Origin of the sequence: Streptomyces sp. NPDC086549 (assembly GCF_044746205.1) — a bacterium.
In the GTDB taxonomy this organism is placed as follows: Bacteria; Actinomycetota; Actinomycetes; order Streptomycetales; family Streptomycetaceae; genus Streptomyces.
The window spans coordinates 1-18,159 of the sequence record NZ_JBIVBS010000044.1 but is presented as its reverse complement, the minus strand read 5'-3'; the positions used below and the strand labels follow the sequence as shown (position 1 = coordinate 18,159).

14 protein-coding genes and 2 pseudogenes are annotated in these 18,159 nt (G+C 71.0%); 8 read left to right on the top strand and 8 right to left on the bottom strand.

Annotated elements, in window-relative coordinates; translation table 11 throughout:
- Positions 1–141 (top strand): annotated as a pseudogene (locus ACIPSA_RS50515) (ATP-binding protein); the annotation flags it as partial.
- Here the strand turns inward: ACIPSA_RS50515 and ACIPSA_RS50510 are convergent.
- The 3 genes from ACIPSA_RS50510 to acnA form a co-directional block, all read right to left on the bottom strand.
- The gene (locus ACIPSA_RS50510) at positions 84–1,811 is read right to left on the bottom strand and encodes an ATP-binding protein (protein ID WP_402648864.1); all 1,728 of its coding nucleotides are present in this window, start codon (positions 1,809–1,811) and stop codon (positions 84–86) included. The pseudogene ACIPSA_RS50515 and the gene ACIPSA_RS50510 sit on opposite strands and share 58 nt — an antisense overlap.
- Positions 1,808–2,092, bottom strand: coding sequence for a hypothetical protein (locus ACIPSA_RS50505; RefSeq protein WP_402648862.1), 285 nt, complete (start codon positions 2,090–2,092; stop codon positions 1,808–1,810). Before ACIPSA_RS50505 ends, ACIPSA_RS50510 begins: the two co-directional genes overlap by 4 nt.
- 166 nt (positions 2,093–2,258) lie before the next feature.
- Positions 2,259–4,976 carry an aconitate hydratase AcnA gene (gene acnA / locus ACIPSA_RS50500; RefSeq protein ID WP_402648860.1) on the bottom strand — a complete coding sequence of 906 codons (2,718 nt, stop codon included), beginning with the start codon at positions 4,974–4,976 and terminating at the stop codon, positions 2,259–2,261.
- 416 nt (positions 4,977–5,392) lie between these two features.
- Here acnA and ACIPSA_RS50495 point away from each other — a divergent pair, with 416 nt between their 5' ends.
- On the top strand, positions 5,393–6,922 hold the full coding sequence (locus tag ACIPSA_RS50495; RefSeq protein ID WP_402648858.1) for a helix-turn-helix domain-containing protein: 1,530 nt from the start codon (positions 5,393–5,395) through the stop codon (positions 6,920–6,922).
- 116 nt (positions 6,923–7,038) lie between these two features.
- Here the strand turns inward: ACIPSA_RS50495 and ACIPSA_RS50490 are convergent, their stop codons facing one another.
- Both ACIPSA_RS50490 and ACIPSA_RS50485 read right to left on the bottom strand, forming a co-directional pair.
- On the bottom strand, positions 7,039–9,357 hold the full coding sequence (locus tag ACIPSA_RS50490) for a Dyp-type peroxidase (RefSeq protein ID WP_402648855.1): 2,319 nt from the start codon (positions 9,355–9,357) through the stop codon (positions 7,039–7,041).
- Between the two features lie 129 nt (positions 9,358–9,486).
- The gene (locus ACIPSA_RS50485; RefSeq protein WP_402648852.1) at positions 9,487–11,376 is read right to left on the bottom strand and encodes a galactose oxidase-like domain-containing protein; all 1,890 of its coding nucleotides are present in this window, start codon (positions 11,374–11,376) and stop codon (positions 9,487–9,489) included.
- A gap of 245 nt (positions 11,377–11,621) precedes the next feature.
- Here ACIPSA_RS50485 and ACIPSA_RS50480 point away from each other — a divergent pair, with 245 nt between their 5' ends.
- The gene (locus tag ACIPSA_RS50480; protein WP_402648849.1) at positions 11,622–12,008 is read left to right on the top strand and encodes a hypothetical protein; all 387 of its coding nucleotides are present in this window, start codon (positions 11,622–11,624) and stop codon (positions 12,006–12,008) included.
- Positions 12,009–12,062: 54 nt separating this feature from the next.
- On the opposite strand, the gene ACIPSA_RS50475 is transcribed toward ACIPSA_RS50480, so the two are convergent.
- Positions 12,063–12,491, bottom strand: a complete 429-nt coding sequence (locus ACIPSA_RS50475) for a DUF6299 family protein (RefSeq protein ID WP_402648866.1) — start codon at positions 12,489–12,491, stop codon at positions 12,063–12,065.
- A gap of 243 nt (positions 12,492–12,734) precedes the next feature.
- Here ACIPSA_RS50475 and ACIPSA_RS50470 point away from each other — a divergent pair, with 243 nt between their 5' ends.
- Positions 12,735–12,923 (top strand): DUF5999 family protein, encoded by a 189-nt coding sequence (locus ACIPSA_RS50470; protein WP_402648847.1) that lies wholly within the window; start codon positions 12,735–12,737, stop codon positions 12,921–12,923.
- An 18-nt stretch (positions 12,924–12,941) separates the two neighbouring features.
- On the opposite strand, the gene ACIPSA_RS50465 is transcribed toward ACIPSA_RS50470, so the two are convergent.
- Together ACIPSA_RS50465 and ACIPSA_RS50460 are read right to left on the bottom strand one after the other, a co-directional pair.
- A complete protein-coding gene (locus tag ACIPSA_RS50465) occupies positions 12,942–13,340 on the bottom strand; it encodes a RidA family protein (protein WP_402648844.1) in 399 nt (132 codons plus the stop codon).
- Complete coding sequence (locus ACIPSA_RS50460) at positions 13,337–14,797, bottom strand: acyl-CoA dehydrogenase family protein (RefSeq protein ID WP_402648841.1); 1,461 nt, start codon at positions 14,795–14,797, stop codon at positions 13,337–13,339. The genes ACIPSA_RS50465 and ACIPSA_RS50460 overlap by 4 nt, the downstream gene beginning before the upstream one ends.
- A 146-nt stretch (positions 14,798–14,943) precedes the next feature.
- On the opposite strand from ACIPSA_RS50460, the gene ACIPSA_RS50455 reads away from it, so the two are divergent.
- The 4 genes and pseudogenes from ACIPSA_RS50455 to ACIPSA_RS50440 all read left to right on the top strand — a co-directional run.
- A complete protein-coding gene (locus ACIPSA_RS50455; RefSeq protein ID WP_402648835.1) occupies positions 14,944–16,536 on the top strand; it encodes an AMP-binding protein in 1,593 nt (530 codons plus the stop codon).
- Positions 16,537–16,551: 15 nt separating this feature from the next.
- Complete coding sequence (locus ACIPSA_RS50450; protein WP_402648834.1) at positions 16,552–17,364, top strand: PaaX family transcriptional regulator C-terminal domain-containing protein; 813 nt, start codon at positions 16,552–16,554, stop codon at positions 17,362–17,364.
- A 118-nt stretch (positions 17,365–17,482) separates the two neighbouring features.
- Positions 17,483–18,034 (top strand): adenylyl-sulfate kinase, encoded by a 552-nt coding sequence (gene cysC / locus ACIPSA_RS50445; RefSeq protein WP_402648832.1) that lies wholly within the window; start codon positions 17,483–17,485, stop codon positions 18,032–18,034.
- Positions 18,031–18,159 (top strand): annotated as a pseudogene (locus tag ACIPSA_RS50440) (sulfate adenylyltransferase small subunit); the annotation flags it as partial. The gene cysC and the pseudogene ACIPSA_RS50440, both read left to right, overlap by 4 nt.

Sequence of the window (18,159 nt, the reverse complement as noted above, 5' to 3'; positions counted from 1 at the left end):
CACCTGCGCTACGCCGCCACCACCGACGAAGGCGGCCGCGGCCTCTTCCTCGTCTCCCAGATGGCCGAACGCTGGGGCACCCGCTACACCCCCCAGGGCAAAGTCATCTGGGCCGAACAAGCACTACCGGAAACCACGGGCATCCCGTCGTCCGAAGACTCGGCCGGGACGGACGCTCCGGAAGCTCCGGAAGCTCCGCCGGAAGCTCCGGAAGCTCCGGAAGCTCCGGAAGCTCCGGAAGCTCCGGAAGCTCCGGAAGCTCCGGAAGCTCCGGAAGCTCCGGAAGCTCCGGAAGCTCCGGCGTGACTCTGCCCGTCTGCGACGCGGGTGCGTTCAGGCGGAGCCGCCGCGGGGAGTTCGACGGTGAACTCGGTCCGGCCGGGAGCGCTGTCCACGCGGATGCCGCCGCCGTGAGCCACCGTGAGGCCCGCGGCGATCGCGAGACCCAGGCCCGAACCGGCCCCCGAGCCGGGGGCGCGGGAGCGGGAGGTGTCGGCCCGGGTGAAGCGTTCGAAGACGGTCGGGAGCAGCTCCGGCGGGATGCCGGGGCCATCGTCGCGGACACGGATGACGTGGTGGGTGTCCGTGGATTCGACGGAGGCGACCACCGTCGTGCCGACGGGCGTGTGCACACGCGCGTTGGCCAAGAGGTTGGCCACCACCTGTCGTAGGCGGGCCTCGTCGCCCATCACCGGCGCGGGGGCTTCCAGCGAGAGTTCGAGTTGCCAGACGTGGTCGCCGCCCGCGCCCCGCGCGTCCCACACGGCCTCGGCGACCAGCGCGGCGAGGTCCACCTCGGCGGAGTGCAACGCCCGCCCCTCGTCCAGGCGGGCGAGCAGCAGCAGGTCCTCCACCAGGCCCGTCATCCGTGCCGACTCCGCGGTGACCCGGCGCCAGGCCAGGTCCGGCGGGATGCGGTCGGTGCCGCGGTTCATCAGCTCCGCGTATCCGGCGATGGACGCAAGCGGCGTGCGGAGTTCATGGCTGGCGTCGGCCAGGAAGCGCCGCATCCGCTCCTCGCTGCGGCGCACCCGCTCCTCGCTGCGCCGGCGTTCCGCGAGCGAGGCCTCGACATGGTCGATCATGTGGTTCAGGGCGGCGCCGACCTGGCCGGCCTCACTGCGCGCGTCGGTGTCCCGTTCGGGCACCCGGGTGAGGCCCGCCTCCTCGCCGCGGCCGAGGGGGTCACGGGAGACCTCTACGGCCGTCGCGGCGACCCTGCCGAGCGGCCGCAGCTGGCGCCGGATGACGACCGCGGACGCACAGCCGGCGATCGTGAGGCCCACGATCGCGACGGCCGCCTCGACCTCCACCAGCCCGCTGATCATGTCCAGTACGTCGTCCATGGGGAGGCCGGCGAGGACACGGATCCCGCTCGCGTCCAGGACGGTGAGCCGGTAGGTGCCGAGTCCGGGCACCGTCCGGGTGTGCGTCGAGCCGTCGGCCTCGATCCCCGCGAGCGCCGCGCGCTGGGCGGTGGTGAGATCGCGCCGGCCGGATTCCTTGCCGACCACCGCGGCGGAGATGATCCTGCCGTGCGCGTCGAGCCGGGCGGCGAGCATGCCCGCCGGACCGCCGTTCTCGTCGAGGAACGTCAGGTCTCCGGTGAGCTCCGGGTGCAGCGCCGCGCCGCCCACGCTGCGCTCGGCGGCGTCGCTGACCCGGTCGTCCAGGTTGCCCAGCAGATAGGCGCGTTGGGCGAAGGCGGTCGTCAGGGCCATCGCGGCGCACACGCAGACCAGGGTGGCGGTGATGAGGACCAGAAGGCGGGTGCGCAGGGAGCGGGAGCGCTCCCTCGGCCGGGCAGTCATCTTCCGGCCTCCACGTCCCGGATGACGTGTCCCCTGCCGCGTACGGTGTGGATCACCTGCGCCCGCCCTCGGCGGATCCCGTCCAGGTCGGGCAGCATCCCTTCGAGCACGACGGCGTGCGGGGCGCGGGCGAGCCGCGGCGCGCTCTGCCCGTCGGCGGCCGGGCGGGGCCGCCGGCCCGCCTCGGTGACGGCTGCGGAGAGCGGCTCGGTGAAGCCGGGCTCGTCGTCGGCGACGATCATGCGGACGCGGCCGGTTCGGGACGCGGGGGTGCCAGACATGTATCGATCCTGTCCCGGTCCGCTGGGGGAATCCTGTGTTCAGCCTGAGCATGGGTGATGACCTGGGACGTAACACGGCGTAACAAGGCGTGACCCGGCTCGGACACGGCGAAGGGCCGCACCCCCGTCACCGGGGATGCGGCCCTGTACCGCCGTGCCCTGCCGCTTACTTGCGGATCAGGCTGCGCAGCACGTACTGCATGATGCCGCCGTTGCGGTAGTAGTCGGCCTCACCGGGGGTGTCGATGCGGACGACCGCGTCGAACTCGACGCCCGTGTCGGTGGTGACCTTGACCGTGCGAGGCGTGGTGCCCTCGTTCAGCTCGGTGACACCGGAGAAGGAGAAGGTCTCCTCGCCGGTCAGACCGAGGGACTCGGCGGACTGGCCCTCCGGGAACTGGAGCGGCAGGACGCCCATGCCGATGAGGTTCGAGCGGTGGATGCGCTCGTACGACTCGGCGATGACGGCCTTGACGCCGAGCAGCGCGGTGCCCTTGGCGGCCCAGTCGCGGGAGGAGCCGGAGCCGTACTCCTTGCCGGCCAGGACGACCAGCGGGATGCCCTGCTCGATGTAGTTGCGCGAGGCGTCGTAGATGAACGACACCGGCGCGTCCGCCTGGGTGAAGTCGCGGGTGTAGCCGCCCTCGGTGCCCGGCGCGATCTGGTTGCGCAGGCGGATGTTGGCGAACGTACCGCGGATCATGACCTCGTGGTTGCCACGGCGGGAGCCGTAGGAGTTGAAGTCACGACGCTCCACACCGTGCTCGGTGAGGTACTTGCCGGCCGGGGTGTCGGCCTTGATGGCGCCGGCCGGGGAGATGTGGTCGGTGGTGACCGAGTCGCCCAGCTTGGCGAGGACGCGCGCACCGGCGATGTCGGTGACGGGCGCCGGCTCCATGCCCATGCCCTCGAAGTACGGGGGCTTGCGGACGTAGGTCGACTCGGCGTCCCACTCGAAGGTGTTGCCGGTCGGGACCGGGAGGGACTGCCACTGGGCGTCGCCCGCGAAGACGTCCTGGTAGGACTTGTTGAACATGTCCTCGCCGATGGCGTTCGCCACGACGTCGTTGACCTCGGCCTCGGTCGGCCAGATGTCGGTCAGGTAGACCGGCTTGCCGTCCTGGTCGGTGCCGAGGGCGTCCTTGGTGATGTCCACCTTCATGGAGCCCGCGAGGGCGTACGCGACGACCAGCGGCGGGGAGGCCAGGTAGTTCATCTTGACGTCGGGGTTGATCCGGCCCTCGAAGTTCCGGTTGCCGGAGAGGACCGAGGTGACCGCGAGGTCGTGGTCGTTGACGGCCTTGGAGACCTCCTCCGGCAGCGGGCCGGAGTTGCCGATGCAGGTGGTGCAGCCGTAGCCGACCAGGTTGAAGCCGACCTTGTCGAGGTACGGCGTCAGACCGGCCTTGTCGAAGTAGTCGGTGACGACCTTCGAGCCCGGGGCGAGGGTGGTCTTGACCCACGGCTTGCGGGTCAGGCCCTTCTCGACCGCCTTCTTGGCCACCAGGGCGGCGGCGACCATGACGTACGGGTTCGAGGTGTTGGTGCAGGAGGTGATGGCCGCGACCGTCACCGCACCGTGGTCGATGGTGTAGGTCGTGCCGTCGGGGGCGGTGACCTGGACCGGGTTGGACGGGGCACCGTTGGGGTGGACGGCCGGGGAGTCGGAGGCCGGGAAGGACTCCTCGCCCGCCTCGTCGGCGGTGGTGACGTAGTTCAGGACGTCGGTCTTGAACTGCTCGGCGGCGTTGGCGAGGACGATGCGGTCCTGCGGGCGCTTCGGGCCGGCGATCGACGGGACGACCGTCGAGAGGTCCAGCTCCAGCTTCTCGGAGAAGTCCGGCTCGGCCGTCGGGTCCAGCCAGAGGCCCTGCTCCTTGGCGTAGGCCTCGACGAGCGCGACCTGCTGGTCGGAGCGGCCGGTCAGACGCAGGTACTTCAGGGTCTCGTCGTCGATCGGGAAGATCGCGGCGGTGGAGCCGAACTCCGGCGACATGTTGCCGATGGTGGCGCGGTTGGCCAGGGAGGTGGCGGCCACGCCCTCGCCGTAGAACTCGACGAACTTGCCGACCACACCGTGCTTGCGGAGCATCTCGGTGATGGTCAGCACGAGGTCCGTGGCGGTGGTGCCGGCGGGCAGCTCACCGGTCAGCTTGAAGCCGACGACGCGCGGGATGAGCATGGAGACCGGCTGGCCGAGCATGGCGGCCTCGGCCTCGATGCCGCCGACGCCCCAGCCCAGCACACCGAGGCCGTTGACCATCGTGGTGTGCGAGTCGGTGCCGACCAGGGTGTCGGGGTAGGCCTGCCCGCCCCGCACCATGACGGTGCGGGCCAGGTGCTCGATGTTGACCTGGTGGACGATGCCGGTGCCCGGCGGGACGACCTTGAACTCGTCGAAGGCGGTCTGGCCCCAGCGCAGGAACTGGTAGCGCTCCTTGTTGCGGCCGTACTCCAGCTCGACGTTCTGCTTGAAGGCGTCGTTGGTGCCGAACTTGTCGGCGATGACGGAGTGGTCGATGACCAGCTCGGCCGGGGCCAGCGGGTTGATCTTCGCCGGGTCGCCGCCCAGCTCCTTCACGGCCTCACGCATGGTCGCGAGGTCCACGACACAGGGAACGCCGGTGAAGTCCTGCATGATCACGCGGGCCGGCGTGAACTGGATCTCCTGGCTCGGCTGGGCCTGCGAGTCCCAGCCGCCCAGGGCGCGGATGTGGTCGGCGGTGATGTTCGCGCCGTCCTCCGTGCGGAGCAGGTTCTCCAGCAGGACCTTGAGGCTGTACGGCAGCCGGGCCGAGCCCTCCACCTTGTCCAGCCGGAAGATCTCGTACGACTCGTCGCCCACCTGCAGCGTGCTGCGGGCGTCGAAGCTGTTCGCCGACACGACAGTCTCCTTCATTGATGTGCGCGTACTCACCACGATCCTGCCGCCACGGCATCTCGACCGTTCCGCTAAGGTAAGGCTAAGTTAGGTAACCCTTACCGGGGTGGCGGCTGCGGTGCTCCTCGGCAGATATCTCGATGTCGAGATAACTCTAGTACACGGGGGCCGGATGGTCATGTCCGGACCGACCCCGCCGCTCCGGGATCCAGTGGCATGAACCACAACCGCGCCCACCCCCGCGCCGACGGCCACCCTCGAAGAGCGCTCGCTCTTCGCAAACCAGTACACAAAACTTATGTGCGACATGACCTGATTAACCCTGATTGCACCCCTACTCCTGGGCGTACCCTGACACTCCATCACCCGAATGGACCCCCCAACAGGCGCCATCTCATATCTGAGATAGCCTCAGCCTCATGGCAGACGACTACCTCGTACGCATCGGCAAGCTCATCCGTGACGCCCGCCAACACCGTGGCTGGACACAGGCACAGCTCGCGGAGGCGCTCGGCACCAGTCAGAGCGCCGTCAATCGCATCGAGCGCGGCAACCAAAACATCAGCCTTGAGATGATCGCTCGAATCGGTGAAGCCCTGGACAGCGAAATCGTCTCGTTGGGCTATGCGGGCCCGATGCATCTGCGGGTGGTCGGCGGCCGCCGGCTGTCCGGCGCGATCGACGTGAAGACGAGCAAGAACGCGTGCGTGGCCCTGCTGTGCGCGACGCTCCTCAACAAGGGCCGCACGGTGCTGCGCCGGGTCGCCCGGATCGAGGAGGTGTACCGCCTGCTGGAGGTGCTCAGCTCGATCGGCGTGCGGACGCGGTGGATCAACGACGGGGTCGACCTGGAGATCGTGCCGCCGAGCGAGCTCGACATGGGCGCCATCGACGCCGAGGCGGCCGTACGCACGCGCTCCATCATCATGTTCCTCGGCCCGCTGCTGCACCGGATGGACGCCTTCAAGCTGCCGTACGCCGGCGGCTGCGACCTCGGCACGCGGACCATCGAGCCGCACATGATCGCGCTGCGCCGCTTCGGGCTCGACATCGCCGCCACCGAGGGCCAGTACCACGCCCAGGTCGACCGGTCCGTCCGCCCCGACCGTCCGATCGTGCTGACCGAGCGCGGCGACACCGTGACCGAGAACGCGCTGCTCGCCGCGGCCCGGCACGACGGCGTCACCGTCATCCGCAACGCGTCCTCCAACTACATGGTCCAGGACCTCTGCTTCTTCCTGGAGGCACTGGGCGTCAAGGTCGAGGGCATCGGCACCACGACCCTCACCGTGCACGGTGTGCCGGACATCGACACCGACGTCGACTACTCCCCCTCCGAGGACCCGGTCGAGGCGATGAGCCTGCTGGCCGCCGCGGTCGTCACGGAGTCGGAACTGACCGTCCGCCGCGTCCCCATCGAGTTCCTGGAGATCGAGCTGGCGGTCCTGGAGGAGATGGGCCTCGACCACGACCGCACGCCCGAGTACGTCGCCGACAACGGGCGCACCCGGCTGGTGGACCTCACCGTCCGGCCCTCCAAGCTGGAGGCGCCGATCGACAAGATCCACCCGATGCCGTTCCCCGGCCTGAACATCGACAACGTCCCGTTCTTCGCGGCCATCGCCGCGGTCGCCCAGGGCAAGACGCTGATCCACGACTGGGTCTACGACAACCGGGCCATCTACCTGACGGACCTCAACCGCCTCGGCGGCCGGCTCCAGCTCCTCGACCCCCACCGCGTCCTGGTCGAGGGCCCGACCCGCTGGCGCGCCGCCGAGATGATGTGCCCGCCCGCGCTGCGGCCGGCCGTGGTCGTCCTGCTGGCGATGATGGCGGCCGAGGGCACCTCGGTACTGCGCAACGTGTACGTCATCAACCGCGGTTACGAGGACCTCGCCGAGCGCCTCAACTCGATCGGGGCGCAGATCGAGATCTTCCGGGACATCTGAGCGCCCTTTGGCGGGATGCCGCCGCACCCCTATCGGGTGCATATCGCTTCGTGGGCACCAGTGACAAACGGCCCGGCAGAGTCTCGCTCTGCCGGGCCGTTTATTCGGTGGGGCCGTCAAGGCCTGCGGAACCAGGCCGTGTTCGGGCGGTCCTGGCGGACCAGGGAGTCGGGGTGGCCCGAGCCGTCGGCGATGCTGATGAGGCGGTACTGGTCCTGGTGGAAGACCCAGCACCAGGTCTGGCCGCCCACGCGGTACCTGCCGGGGACGAAGTGGAAGGCGTCGATCCTGGTGATGCCCTGGAAGGAGCGCCACTTGGTCAGGTCGCGGTCGCCGCGCACCAGTTCGTCGGTGTGCATGCCGCCGTCGGCGACGGAGATCAGACGGTAGCGCTGGCCCTGCGGAGTGGTGTGGAAGAGCCAGTACTGCGACCTGCCGTCGACGCGGTGCAGGTCCGGCACCGGCAGCACCGCGTCGACGCGCGTGACGTCGGTGAGGGTCGCCCAGCGGCTGAGCGGCTGGTCGTCACCGACGCGGCGGTTGGTGTAGCGGGCGTCGAGGGCGATGGCGATCCGGCGGTAGACCTGGGTGCCGTTCACCGTGTGGAAGAGCCAGTAGCCGCTCTCGCCGCCCACGCACTGCTCGTCCGGAACCGGCAGGATCGCGTCGACCCGCTCGACGCCCGCCAGCGCGGGCCAGACCGAGAGGTCGCCGACGGTGTCGACGAGGACACCGGTGCGGTCGTCGGACTCCGTGGTCAGCGGGCCGATGCGGCCGCCCGTGCCGATGACGCGGACGGTTCGCCCGGAGAAGGTCCAGTACCGGCCCTCGACGTCCGGCCAGGGCAGGATCTCGTCCACCGGGCCCGGCTGCGCGGGCGGCTCCGGCGGGCGGGTCTGGCCGCCGGTCGTGCCGGTCGCCTGCCACTGCCCGGTCCCGGTCTGCGCGCCGTTGTCCGGGGCCGCGGCCTCCAGGCGGCCCTGGCTGAGACCGCGCAGCGTGCTGATGGACGGGGCGAAGGCGTAGACGGAGCCCTCGGTGGTCACGAAGGGCTGGAAGTGGAGCGTGGTGGTCTTCCGGTCGCCGTCGACGCGGCTCTCGAAGGCGACCTCACCCCGGGCGACTCCCGGCAGCTGGCCGCTGACCATCGGGTCCGGTCCGGGCTTGGGGTCGCGGTCGTGCGGGAAGTTGGGGTCGTTGACCCAGTCGGCCTGGATGAACTCGAACTGCTTGGCCAGGTCGGCCTGGTAGCAGACGAAGAGCAGGCCCCGCTGCTCGTCGGGGCCTCCCCCGTCCTCGTTGGCGGGGTCGAAGGGGGCGCCGTAGGGGATGCCGCGCCGGATGATGCGGCGTACGTCCATGAAGCTCTCGTCGACCGGTTCGCCTCCGTCGACCAGTCCGTCGCGCGGAGCGGTCTTGCGCAGGTGGGAGAAGAGTGGGGTGATGACGCCGTCGGGGTCGTCCCGGAAGGTGAGGTCGTTGTCGGGTCTGGTGCCCGGCGGGGGCGACTGGTCGGGGAACCTGGCGACCGAGGCGCCACAGCGCCAGCGGCCCACCAGGCGGGCGGCGAGCCACTCGCTCTTCGTGTTCTCGCCGACCACCTTGGCCTCCCTCAGCTTCTGGAGTTCGGCGTTGACCTGTGCCCACCAGCCGGGGACGTCCTGGGCGAGACGTCGTACGACCTGGAAGGAGCCGTACTTCATCCACTCGGGAGCGCCCGTGGGCATAGGGGTGTTGTCGGTGCCGAGGACGAACTGGCCGGCCGGAATCATCCGGGCGCCCTCGGCCTCCGCCGGGTCGTCGAAGCCCACGACGAACGGTTCGCTGACGCCGTCCTTGAAGCCGAAGTGCTCCTTGCCCCGGCGGTTGCCGGGCAGCGTGGCCCCGTTCTGCTGGTGGACGATCAGCACACTGGCCCGGGAGGCGGCCTCCAGCTGCCGGTTCAGCTCGGTGTTGCGGTCGGTTTCGAGGTCGGCCGCGATGGTGAGCACGGCGTGGATGACGGGCCGGTGGTCGGCGCCGAAGATCCAGTGCTTCGGGTCGTTGCCGCCGGTGTCGCCCAGGGCCTTGGCGCGGGCGGCGGACCCCTGCACGAACGCCTGGACCGTGCCGCCCGTGGGCACCTTGTCGAACACCTGCTCCTTGCCCGTGAGGAACAGGATCCCGGGGTGGGTGAAACTCAGGCCGAGCCAGGTGGCCTTGAGGTTCTTCGGGTCGTCACCGGCGGAGTTGACGCGGGCGTCGTGGAACTTCGTGTTGAAGGGGGCGACCTGCTGGGTGGTGGCGATGTCGGGGACCAGCCCGGCCAGCCAGTTCCGGGCGGCGGTCATGTCGCCGAACTGGAGGAAGAGCAGGGTCATGTGGTCCTTCTTGAACCCGGCGAGGATGTCGCCCTGGATCTCCGTACTGTCGCGCAGCGGCAGGGGGGTGGTCATGGAACTCCCTTGATGGTGGGGACAGACAGGGACAGGTGTCAACGGATTGGGACATGCGGAGCCGGCCGGCCCGGGCGGCGCCGTGGGCAGCGCTGCCCGGGGTGTCCGGCGGCAGGGGACGAACAGGGGTCAGGCGTTGGGCTTGAGCTGCACCCACCTGGCGACGCTGGGGACACCCCGGTCGTCGAGCAGGAAGAGCAGGTAGAAGCCGGGCGGCGCGTCCTTCGCGGACGGCGGGGTGGTGAGGACGAGCTTGTTGCCGGCGCGGCTGGTGATGTCCAGTTCGATACGGCGCTGGCTGGTGTCCACCGAGTGGGTGGAGGTGATGGGTGCCATCAGGACGGCCTTCGCCGCCTGTTCGGGCGTGCTCGTGCTGACCCGGAGGTCGGCGTTGTAGCCGAGGGGTCCGCTCGGCACGTCGGTCAGGGTCGGGCGGACACCGCCCTGGTGCAGGTACGGCGGCTCGAAGATCTCGATGGTGCCGTTCATCCCGGACTTGATGTCCGGGTTGTTGGCGATCTGCTGCAGCTCGTCGCCGGTGATCATGATGCGGCCGTCGGGCAGGATCACGGCGTTGGAGTGGTAGCCGCGCGGCAGCCGCTGGACGGGGCCGAGCCGCCAGGTGCCGTCGGTGCCGCGCAGCTCGGTCTGGCGGTACTTCTCGTCGGCGTTGGGGTTGTACAGGCCGTTTCCGTAGTCGCGGATGTCATAGCCGCCGTTGACGGTCCACAGCCGCCCGTCGGGAAAGATCAGCGTGTCGTCCTGGGTGCGGCCGAAGGCACGGGGGGTGTCCTCGGTCCAGCGGCCGCCGGAGAACTTGTACGTCTTGGGGTCGTTGCGGTCGCCGCCGAGGATCAGCACGGAGTCGGGGCCGTTCTTCCCGTTGGGCAGCGCCACCGCGGAGCCGTAGTTGCGCATGCCGCCGCCGGGGCGGGAGCGCAGCACCTGTTCGGTCTCGGTCTGCGGGTCGAAGACGAACTGCTCGTCGAAGTTGCGGCCGAAGCCGTAGATCAGGCCGTCCCGCAGGGAGAACAGGTGCGGGTAGTCGGCCATGTAATCGGCCTTGATCTTCCACTTGTCGAGCCCCTGGCCGACGGGCTTGGTCGCCTTGTCGTACGTGACGCCGGTGCCCTTGGCCGGGAAGCGCTCGATCGTCCGGGAGAGCTTGCCCCAGCCGGTGTCACCGTGCCCGGAGGTGATGAACTGCCGGCCGTCGGCGCCGGTGACGACGGACGGGTACCAGCGGCCCTCGGCCATGTCCTGCTGCCGGTACCACGTCTCGGTCCACGGGTCGAAGACCAGGGCGAGGTGGGCGCCGGTGCCGTGGTTGCCGCCGAGGTTGCCGCCGAAGATGCCCACCATGCCGTTGGGCAGGTAGGAGTGTCCGGCGCAGAAGATCGGCGCGGCGCGCGGCTCGTCCAGGCCGTCGTCCATGTTGACCACGGGCGGCGGTACGGCCTTGAAGGCGGCGGCGCCGGTGCCCTTGGCGGGATCCCAGACGTAGGCACGTCCGGCGTTGTCCCGGCCGATGACCTCGGTGGGCGCGGTCTCCTTGTTGGGGCTGTCCTCGACGGCCTCGAAGGAGAACAGCAGGACCTTTCCGGTGGGCAGCAGGGCGACGTGGTCGCCGTAGTCCGGGCTGGAGAAGTAGTCGGTGAACTTCCCGAACACCGCCGGGTCGAACTTCCCGTTCTGCTCCTGCTGCGAGTCGGTGAGCCGCTTGAGGCTGCGGTTGCGCAGGGGCTGCGGGTAGCCGCGGTCGACGGCGCGCAGGCCGATGCGGTCGCGGGCCATCTGTTCGGCCTGCGCCCGGCCGAAGGCCTTGACCTCCTCGGGGCGGATCTCCTTGTCGAGTTCTTCCTGGGTGATGCGCACCCCGTGCGGGTGCGGATCGGCCGCCCGCGCCGAGGACGGCAGGGGGACGAGACGGGACGGGGCGGCGCAGACGGCGGGGGCGGTGACGGACAGGACGATCGCCGCGCAGCCGGCCGCGAACGTCCATCTCCCTCTCCGGGACATGGGGACTCCTCATGGGACAGGGCATGGCGGTGCCCTGAGCGCCCTGGGACGACGCGAGGCAACCACACAGAGTGACGGAATGGGGTCAGTAAATCACGCAGCGTAGCGATTTAGGGCTGTCTGCTCGAAAGGTTGACCGCTTTGCCCCGATGGGGTGTAACGCTGCGTGTCCGCCGGAAGCCCGTTGATCACCACGGCTGCAATGGTCGCGACCAGTCCCCTGTCCCCCTTCGAGGAGCACACCCATGCCCCGAACACGCACCGCCCTCGCCGTGACCGCGGGCGCCGCGGCCCTGCTCGTCTGTGCCGCCTCCCCGTCCATGGCCGACCCGCCCGAGCCGCCGCGCCATGTCGCCCAGTTCTTCAAGGACGGCGCCGACGGCAGGCCGCACGAGGCGTTCTGCCCCGCCATGCAGCACGTCTACAGCGGCGGATTCACCGTGAGCGCCGGGAAGGGCGCACGCCTCGCCCCTCAGTCGGCCGACGTCGTCGAGAGCCGCCCGAACGACCACGCCGCCGGCTGGATCGTCACCGTGCACAAGTCGCAGGTGTCCAATCACGCCCAGGCGAGCCCGGCCGACCTGACCATCCACCTCGCGTGCACGGACGACACGATGTCGCACGGCGCCTGAACGCCGGGCGGCCCGGCGCCCATTGAGGTGCCGGGCCGTCGGACGGCGGAGCGCTCAGCCCTCGACGAGCGTCACGTCCTGCTGCCGGAGCGCGTGGAAGTACGGCAGCGGCAGACCGCCCTGAGGACGCAGCTCCATGAGGGTGGCCTCGACGTGGGCCGTGCCGGGCGCGAGCGCGTCCGACGGGACCTGGCCGTTGTTCTCCCAGGTGTGTTCGGCACCGTCGCACACCGCCAGGGTGCCGCCGATGCCGTGCTTGACGGTCGAAGGGGCCTGGCTGACGGAGGAGCTGACGAACACCGGCCCTGTGCTGCCGGTGCAGCGGTAGGTGCCGGAGAGGGTGACGGTGCCGTCCGGCGCGATGCGGCCCGTCGGGGCGACGGTCACGGTCTCGTTGGGGTCGGCGGTCGCGGGCACGGCGGCCGCGGCGCACAGCAGCGCGGCGGCTCCGGCGGCCGCGGCGAGGGCGAGGCGTACGGGCATGGGGGGTGCCTCCCGGATCGTGGGGTAGGGGTTCCACTGGTACCGGGCGGGCGCGGCGCGGGGTGTGACCGTCACTCGGTCGGTGGCGAGTCACGGCGGTCGTGGAACGGTCAGGGAGTTGTCCGTGTGTTGTCACACTTCGCTGCAGGCCGTTCCGAGGAGTCCACGAGGGGAGCATGGTCTACTCGTGCCGGATGGCGAGAGGGCCGTCGGCACCCGTCACATCCGACTCGGAGGTGTGCCATGTGTTCCCATCAGACCCCGAACCGCGACAGCGGCGCCCCGCACATCGTCGCCGCCCACCCCGAGCAGGGTTGGAGTCTGCTGTGCGACGGGGGGATCGTCTTCGACGACACGGGCGAGCTGCGCGCCGACGGCAACGTCGTGCCGCCGCACCGGGCCCCGGCCGAACGGCTGACGGTCGCCGCCTGACCGACGGGGACCCAGGACCTAGGGCAGCACCGCGAAGCCGTCTAGTTCCACCAGCGCCTGTTCGTCCCACAGTCGTACGACCTCGACGACCGCCATCGCCGGATAGTCCCGGCCCGCCAACCGGCGCCAGACGCGGCCGAGTTCGGGGGCGTGGGTGCGGTATGCGGCGACGTCGGTGGCGTAGACGGTGACACGGGCGAGGTCGGCGGGGGTGCCGCCGGCGGCCCGCAGGGCGGTCAGGAGGCCGGTGAGCGCCTTCTCGAACTGCTCGGGGAGGGTGTCGCCGACGATCTTGCCGTTGACGTCGAGAGCGGTCTGGCCCGCGAGGAACACCAGGCGGGTGCCGGTGGCGACGACGGCGTGGGAGAAGCCGGTCGGCGGGGAGAGCTCGGACGGGTTGATGCGCTCGGCGGTCACCGGGCCTCCAGGTTCGCGTACAACTCCTTGGCGATGATGCCGCGCTGGACCTCGCTGGCGCCCTCGTAGATACGCGGCGCGCGCACTTCGCGGTAGAGGTGTTCGAGCGGATGGCCCCGCTGGAGCGCGCGGGCGCCGTGCAGCTGGACGGCCGCGTCGACGACGTACTGGGCGGTCTCGGTGGCGAGCAGCTTCGCCATCGCGGCGCGCTTGGGGACGTCGGGGGCGCCCTCGTCGTACGCCGTCGCCGCCGCGTACACCATCAGGCGGGCCGCTTCCGTGCGCAGCGCCATCTCCGCGACGGTATGAGCGATCGCCTGCAGGTCCATCAACTTGCCGCCGAACGCGTCCCGTCGGGCGGTGTGGGCCAGGGTCGCGTCGAGCGCGGCCTGTGCCATCCCCACGGCGAAGGCACCGACGCTGGGGCGGAAGAGGTTGAGGGTGCCCATCGCGACCCGGAACCCCCGGTCGACCTCACCGAGCACGTCGTCCTCACCGACAGGCACGGCGTCGAAGTCGAGGCTGCCGATGGGATGCGGGGAGAGCATCTCCAGGGCGGCCCCGGTGAGACCGGGCCGGTCGGCGGGCACGAGGAACGCGGTCACACCGCGGGCGCCGGCGCCGGGAGTGGTCCGCGCGAAGACGGTGTAGAAGTCGGCCTCGGGAGCGTTGGAGATCCAGCACTTCCGCCCGCTGAGCCGCCAGCGCCGGGGGCCGTCGGGCGTGGCGTCGAGGGTGGGGCCGGTGTCCGGCGTGGTCCCGGGCCAGGCGCCCGAGGCGGTCCCGGGCCAGGCGCCCGAGGCGGTCCCGGGCGAGGTGACCGCGGCGGTCCCCGCCCCGGCCGCACGGCCGGTCGGTGGCGCGGCACCGCGTCCCGCGGACTCCACGCCTCCCGCGGCCGGGCCGGGGGCGAGCGTGTCACCCGGTCCGGTCGGTGGCGCTTCGCCGCCCGAAGGCCCGTCCGGCCCGGTCGGCACCTGGCCACGCGAGGTCCCGGCCGGCCCGTAGCGAGGGCCCGTTCCCGAGGCCGCGGCCTCTCCTTCGGCCCCCGTCGGCTCCGCCCGCAGCGCCAGGGCCGCCGCGTCCGAGCCCGCGCCCGGCTCGCTCAGGGCGAACGCGGCCACCGCGGTGCCGTCGGACACGCGGGGCAGCCAGCGTTCTCGCTGGGCCGGGGTGCCGTGGGCGTGGACCGGGTGGGCGCCGAGGCCCTGCAGGGCGAGGGCGGTCTCGGCCTCCGTGCACGCGCGGGCCAGGGACTCGCGCATCAGGCAGAGGTCGAGGGCGCCGGAGGTGAACAGGCGCGACAGCAGGCCGAGACGGCCGAGTTCCGCGAGGAGCGGGCGGTTGACCCGGCCGGGTTCGCCCTTCTCCGCGAGCGGGCGCAGCCGTTCCTCGGCCAGCGTGCGCAGCTCGGCGCACCAGGCGGTTTGTTCCGGTTCGAGCGAGAATGCGGGCACAGCCGGTCCTCCCTCCACGGCGGGCCGCCACCGACCCCCACCCGACGGTATCGCGTACTGTTGACTGCCGTCACCAACACGATACGCTCCTTGCGCGAGCGCACCGCGAGCCCACGCGAGCCCACCAGGCAAGGGGGCGGATCGTCATGAACGTCTCGGCGCACATCGACACCTTCGCGCGCGACCACCTGCCGCCGCCCGACCAGTGGCCCGAGCTCCGCTTCGACCTGCCGGAGCTGCGCTACCCCGAACGGCTGAACTGCGCCGCCGAGCTGCTGAACCACGCCGACCCGACGCGCCCCGTGTTCCACACGCCCACCGGCGGCTCCTGGTCCTACGGCGACCTCTGCGCCCGCGTCGACCACGTCGCGCACGTCCTCACCCGCGACCTCGGCGTGATCCCCGGCAGCCGTGTCCTGCTGCGCGGCCCCACCACGCCCTGGCTGGCGGCCTGCTGGCTGGCGGTGCTGAAGGCGGGCGCGGTGGCCGTCACCGTGCTGGCCCAGCAGCGCGCGCACGAACTGGCCACGATCTGCGAGATCGCCCGCGTGGAGCACGCGCTGTGCGACATCCGGGTCGTCGACGACCTCACGAAGGCCGAGACACCGGGACTGCGCGTCACGACGTACGGCGGTGACGCGCCGGACGACCTGCTGAACCGCCCGGCGCCCGACACCCCGTACCCCGCCGTCGACACCGCGGCCGACGACGTGGCGCTGATCGCGTTCACCTCCGGCACCACCGGTCGCCCGAAAGGGTGCATGCACTTCCACCGGGATGTGCTCGCAATAGCGGACACCTTCTCGAAGCATGTGCTCAGACCCCATGTGGACGATGTCTTCACGGGCAGTCCCCCGCTCGGCTTCACCTTCGGTCTCGGCGGGCTCGTGGTGTTCCCGATGCGCGCCGGAGCCAGCGCCCTGCTCCTCGAACAGGCCGGCCCCAGGCAGCTGCTGCCCGCGATCGCCGAGCACCGGGTCTCGGTGCTGTTCACCGCGCCCACCGCGTACCGCGCGATGCTCGACGAGCTGGACGACCACGACACCTCGTCCCTGCGGCGCTGCGTCTCCGCCGGTGAGAACCTGCCCGCCGCCACCTGGCGCGCCTGGCACGAGCGCACCGGCCTGCGGATCATCAACGGCATAGGCGCCACCGAGCTGCTGCACATCTTCATCTCCGCCGCCGACGAGCACATCAGGCCGGGGACCACGGGTGTTCCCGTACCGGGGTGGCACGCGCGCGTGCAGGACGAGAACGGGGATCCGGTGCCGGACGGGGAGCCCGGCCTGCTCGCCGTGCGCGGGCCGGTCGGGTGCCGTTATCTCGCCGACCCACGGCAGCGGGAGTATGTGCGCGGCGGCTGGAACGTCACCGGCGACACCTTCGTCCGTGAGGGCGACGGCTACTTCCGGTACGTCGCCCGCGCCGACGACATGATCATCTCGGCCGGGTACAACATCGCCGGACCGGAGGTGGAGGACGCGCTGCTGCGCCACCCGGACGTGGTCGAGGCGGCGGTGATCGGGCGGCCCGACGAGACCCGCGGGCAGGTGGCGGTGGCGTACGCCGTGATGAAGGAGGGTGCGGAGCGGGACGCCGAGGCACTGCGCGCCTTCGTCCTGTCCGAGCTGGCGCCGTACAAATGCCCGCGCGACATCGTCTTCCTCGACGCCCTGCCCCGCACGGCGACCGGCAAACTCCAGCGATTTCGTCTGCGCACCGATGGTGACCAGCAGTGATGACGAAGACCTAAGATGATCAACGTGTCCGAGCAGCACGCACCACGGTCCCTCATCGTCACGCTCTACGGCGCGTACGGCCGCTTCATGTCCGGTCCGGTACCCGTGGCCGAACTGATCCGGCTGCTGGCCGCGGTCGGCGTGGACGCTCCTTCCGTGCGCTCGTCGGTCTCCCGGCTGAAACGGCGCGGCCTGCTGCTGCCGGCCCGCACGGCGCTGGGCGCGGCCGGGTACGAACTGTCGCCCGACGCACGGCAGTTGCTCGACGACGGCGACCGGCGCATCTACGCGACCACGCCGCCGGAGGACGCGGGCTGGGTGCTCGCCGTGTTCTCGGTGCCCGAGTCGGAGCGGCAGAAGCGGCACGTGCTGCGCTCCCGGCTGGCCGGCCTGGGCTTCGGCACGGCGGCCCCCGGGGTGTGGATCGCCCCGGCGCGACTGTACGAGGAGACCCGGCACACCCTCCAGCGCCTGCGGCTCGACCCGTACGTGGACTTCTTCCGCGGCGAGCACCTCGGCTTCGCGCCCACGGTCGAGGCGGCCGCGCGCTGGTGGGACCTGGCCGCGATCGCCAAGGAGCACGAGGCGTTCCTCGACGCGCACGCGCCCGTGCTGCACGGCTGGGAGCGGCGCGCGGACACCCCGCCCGAGGAGGCGTACCGCGACTACCTCCTGGCCCTGGACACCTGGCGCCATCTCCCTTACACCGACCCCGGCCTCCCGGCGCACCTGCTGCCCGCAGACTGGCCGGGTGTCCGGTCGGCGGAGGTGTTCCGGAAGCTCCACGAGCGGCTGCGGGACGCGGGGGCCACGTTCGCGGGACTGTGACCTCGGACACATCACGCGTCACTCACGGAACCCTCAGCTTCTTCCGTCCCTCTTCTCAGGTTTCTTACCTAGCGTTCAACGAGCCGTTCGCCTGGGTTAGAGAAGAGGACTGTTGCGCATGACCACCACGGCAAGGGCTCAGGGAGCCACTGTCTGGCTCACGGGGCTGCCGAGCGCGGGCAAGACGACGATCGCCCGCCTCCTGGGTGACCGGTTGACGGCCGAGGGACACCGGGTGGAGGTCCTCGACGGCGACGAGATACGCCGTTTCCTCTCCGCGGGCCTCGGCTTCTCGCGCGAGGACCGGAACACCAACGTGCAGCGCATCGGGCTGGTCTCGGAGGTGCTCGCGCGCAACGGCGTGCTGTCGGTCGTCCCGGTGATCGCGCCGTACGCCGACAGCCGCGACGCGGTGCGGGCCCGGCACGAGAAGAGCGCGACGCCCTACCTGGAGGTGCATGTCGCCACGCCGGTCGAGGTGTGCAGCGAGCGGGACGTGAAGGGGCTCTACGCCAAGCAGGCCGCGGGCGAGCTGACGAACCTGACGGGGGTCGACGACCCGTACGAGCCGCCGGCCGACCCGGCGCTGGTGCTGCACACACAGGAGCAGAGCCCGCGGGAGTCGGCTGACGCGGTGTACGCGCTGCTGGCGGAGCGGGGGCTGGTGTGACGGGCTGTTCCCTCTCCCACCTGGACTCGCTGGAGTCCGAGGCGGTGCACATCTTCCGTGAGGTGGCGGGCGAGTTCGAGCGGCCGGTGATCCTGTTCTCCGGCGGCAAGGACTCCATCGTCATG

Bases quoted from the DNA above. Each gene is read 5' to 3' on its own strand.
- ACIPSA_RS50510 (WP_402648864.1), bottom strand. From the start codon at position 1,811: ATGACTGCCCGGCCGAGGGAGCGCTCCCGCTCCCTGCGCACCCGCCTT.
- ACIPSA_RS50505 (WP_402648862.1), bottom strand. From the start codon at position 2,092: ATGTCTGGCACCCCCGCGTCCCGAACCGGCCGCGTCCGCATGATCGTC.
- ACIPSA_RS50495 (WP_402648858.1), top strand. From the start codon at position 5,393: ATGGCAGACGACTACCTCGTACGCATCGGCAAGCTCATCCGTGACGCC.
- ACIPSA_RS50490 (WP_402648855.1), bottom strand. From the start codon at position 9,357: ATGACCACCCCCCTGCCGCTGCGCGACAGTACGGAGATCCAGGGCGAC.
- ACIPSA_RS50485 (WP_402648852.1), bottom strand. From the start codon at position 11,376: ATGTCCCGGAGAGGGAGATGGACGTTCGCGGCCGGCTGCGCGGCGATC.
- ACIPSA_RS50480 (WP_402648849.1), top strand. From the start codon at position 11,622: ATGCCCCGAACACGCACCGCCCTCGCCGTGACCGCGGGCGCCGCGGCC.
- ACIPSA_RS50475 (WP_402648866.1), bottom strand. From the start codon at position 12,491: ATGCCCGTACGCCTCGCCCTCGCCGCGGCCGCCGGAGCCGCCGCGCTG.
- ACIPSA_RS50470 (WP_402648847.1), top strand. From the start codon at position 12,735: ATGTGTTCCCATCAGACCCCGAACCGCGACAGCGGCGCCCCGCACATC.
- ACIPSA_RS50455 (WP_402648835.1), top strand. From the start codon at position 14,944: ATGAACGTCTCGGCGCACATCGACACCTTCGCGCGCGACCACCTGCCG.
- ACIPSA_RS50450 (WP_402648834.1), top strand. From the start codon at position 16,552: ATGATCAACGTGTCCGAGCAGCACGCACCACGGTCCCTCATCGTCACG.
- cysC (WP_402648832.1), top strand. From the start codon at position 17,483: ATGACCACCACGGCAAGGGCTCAGGGAGCCACTGTCTGGCTCACGGGG.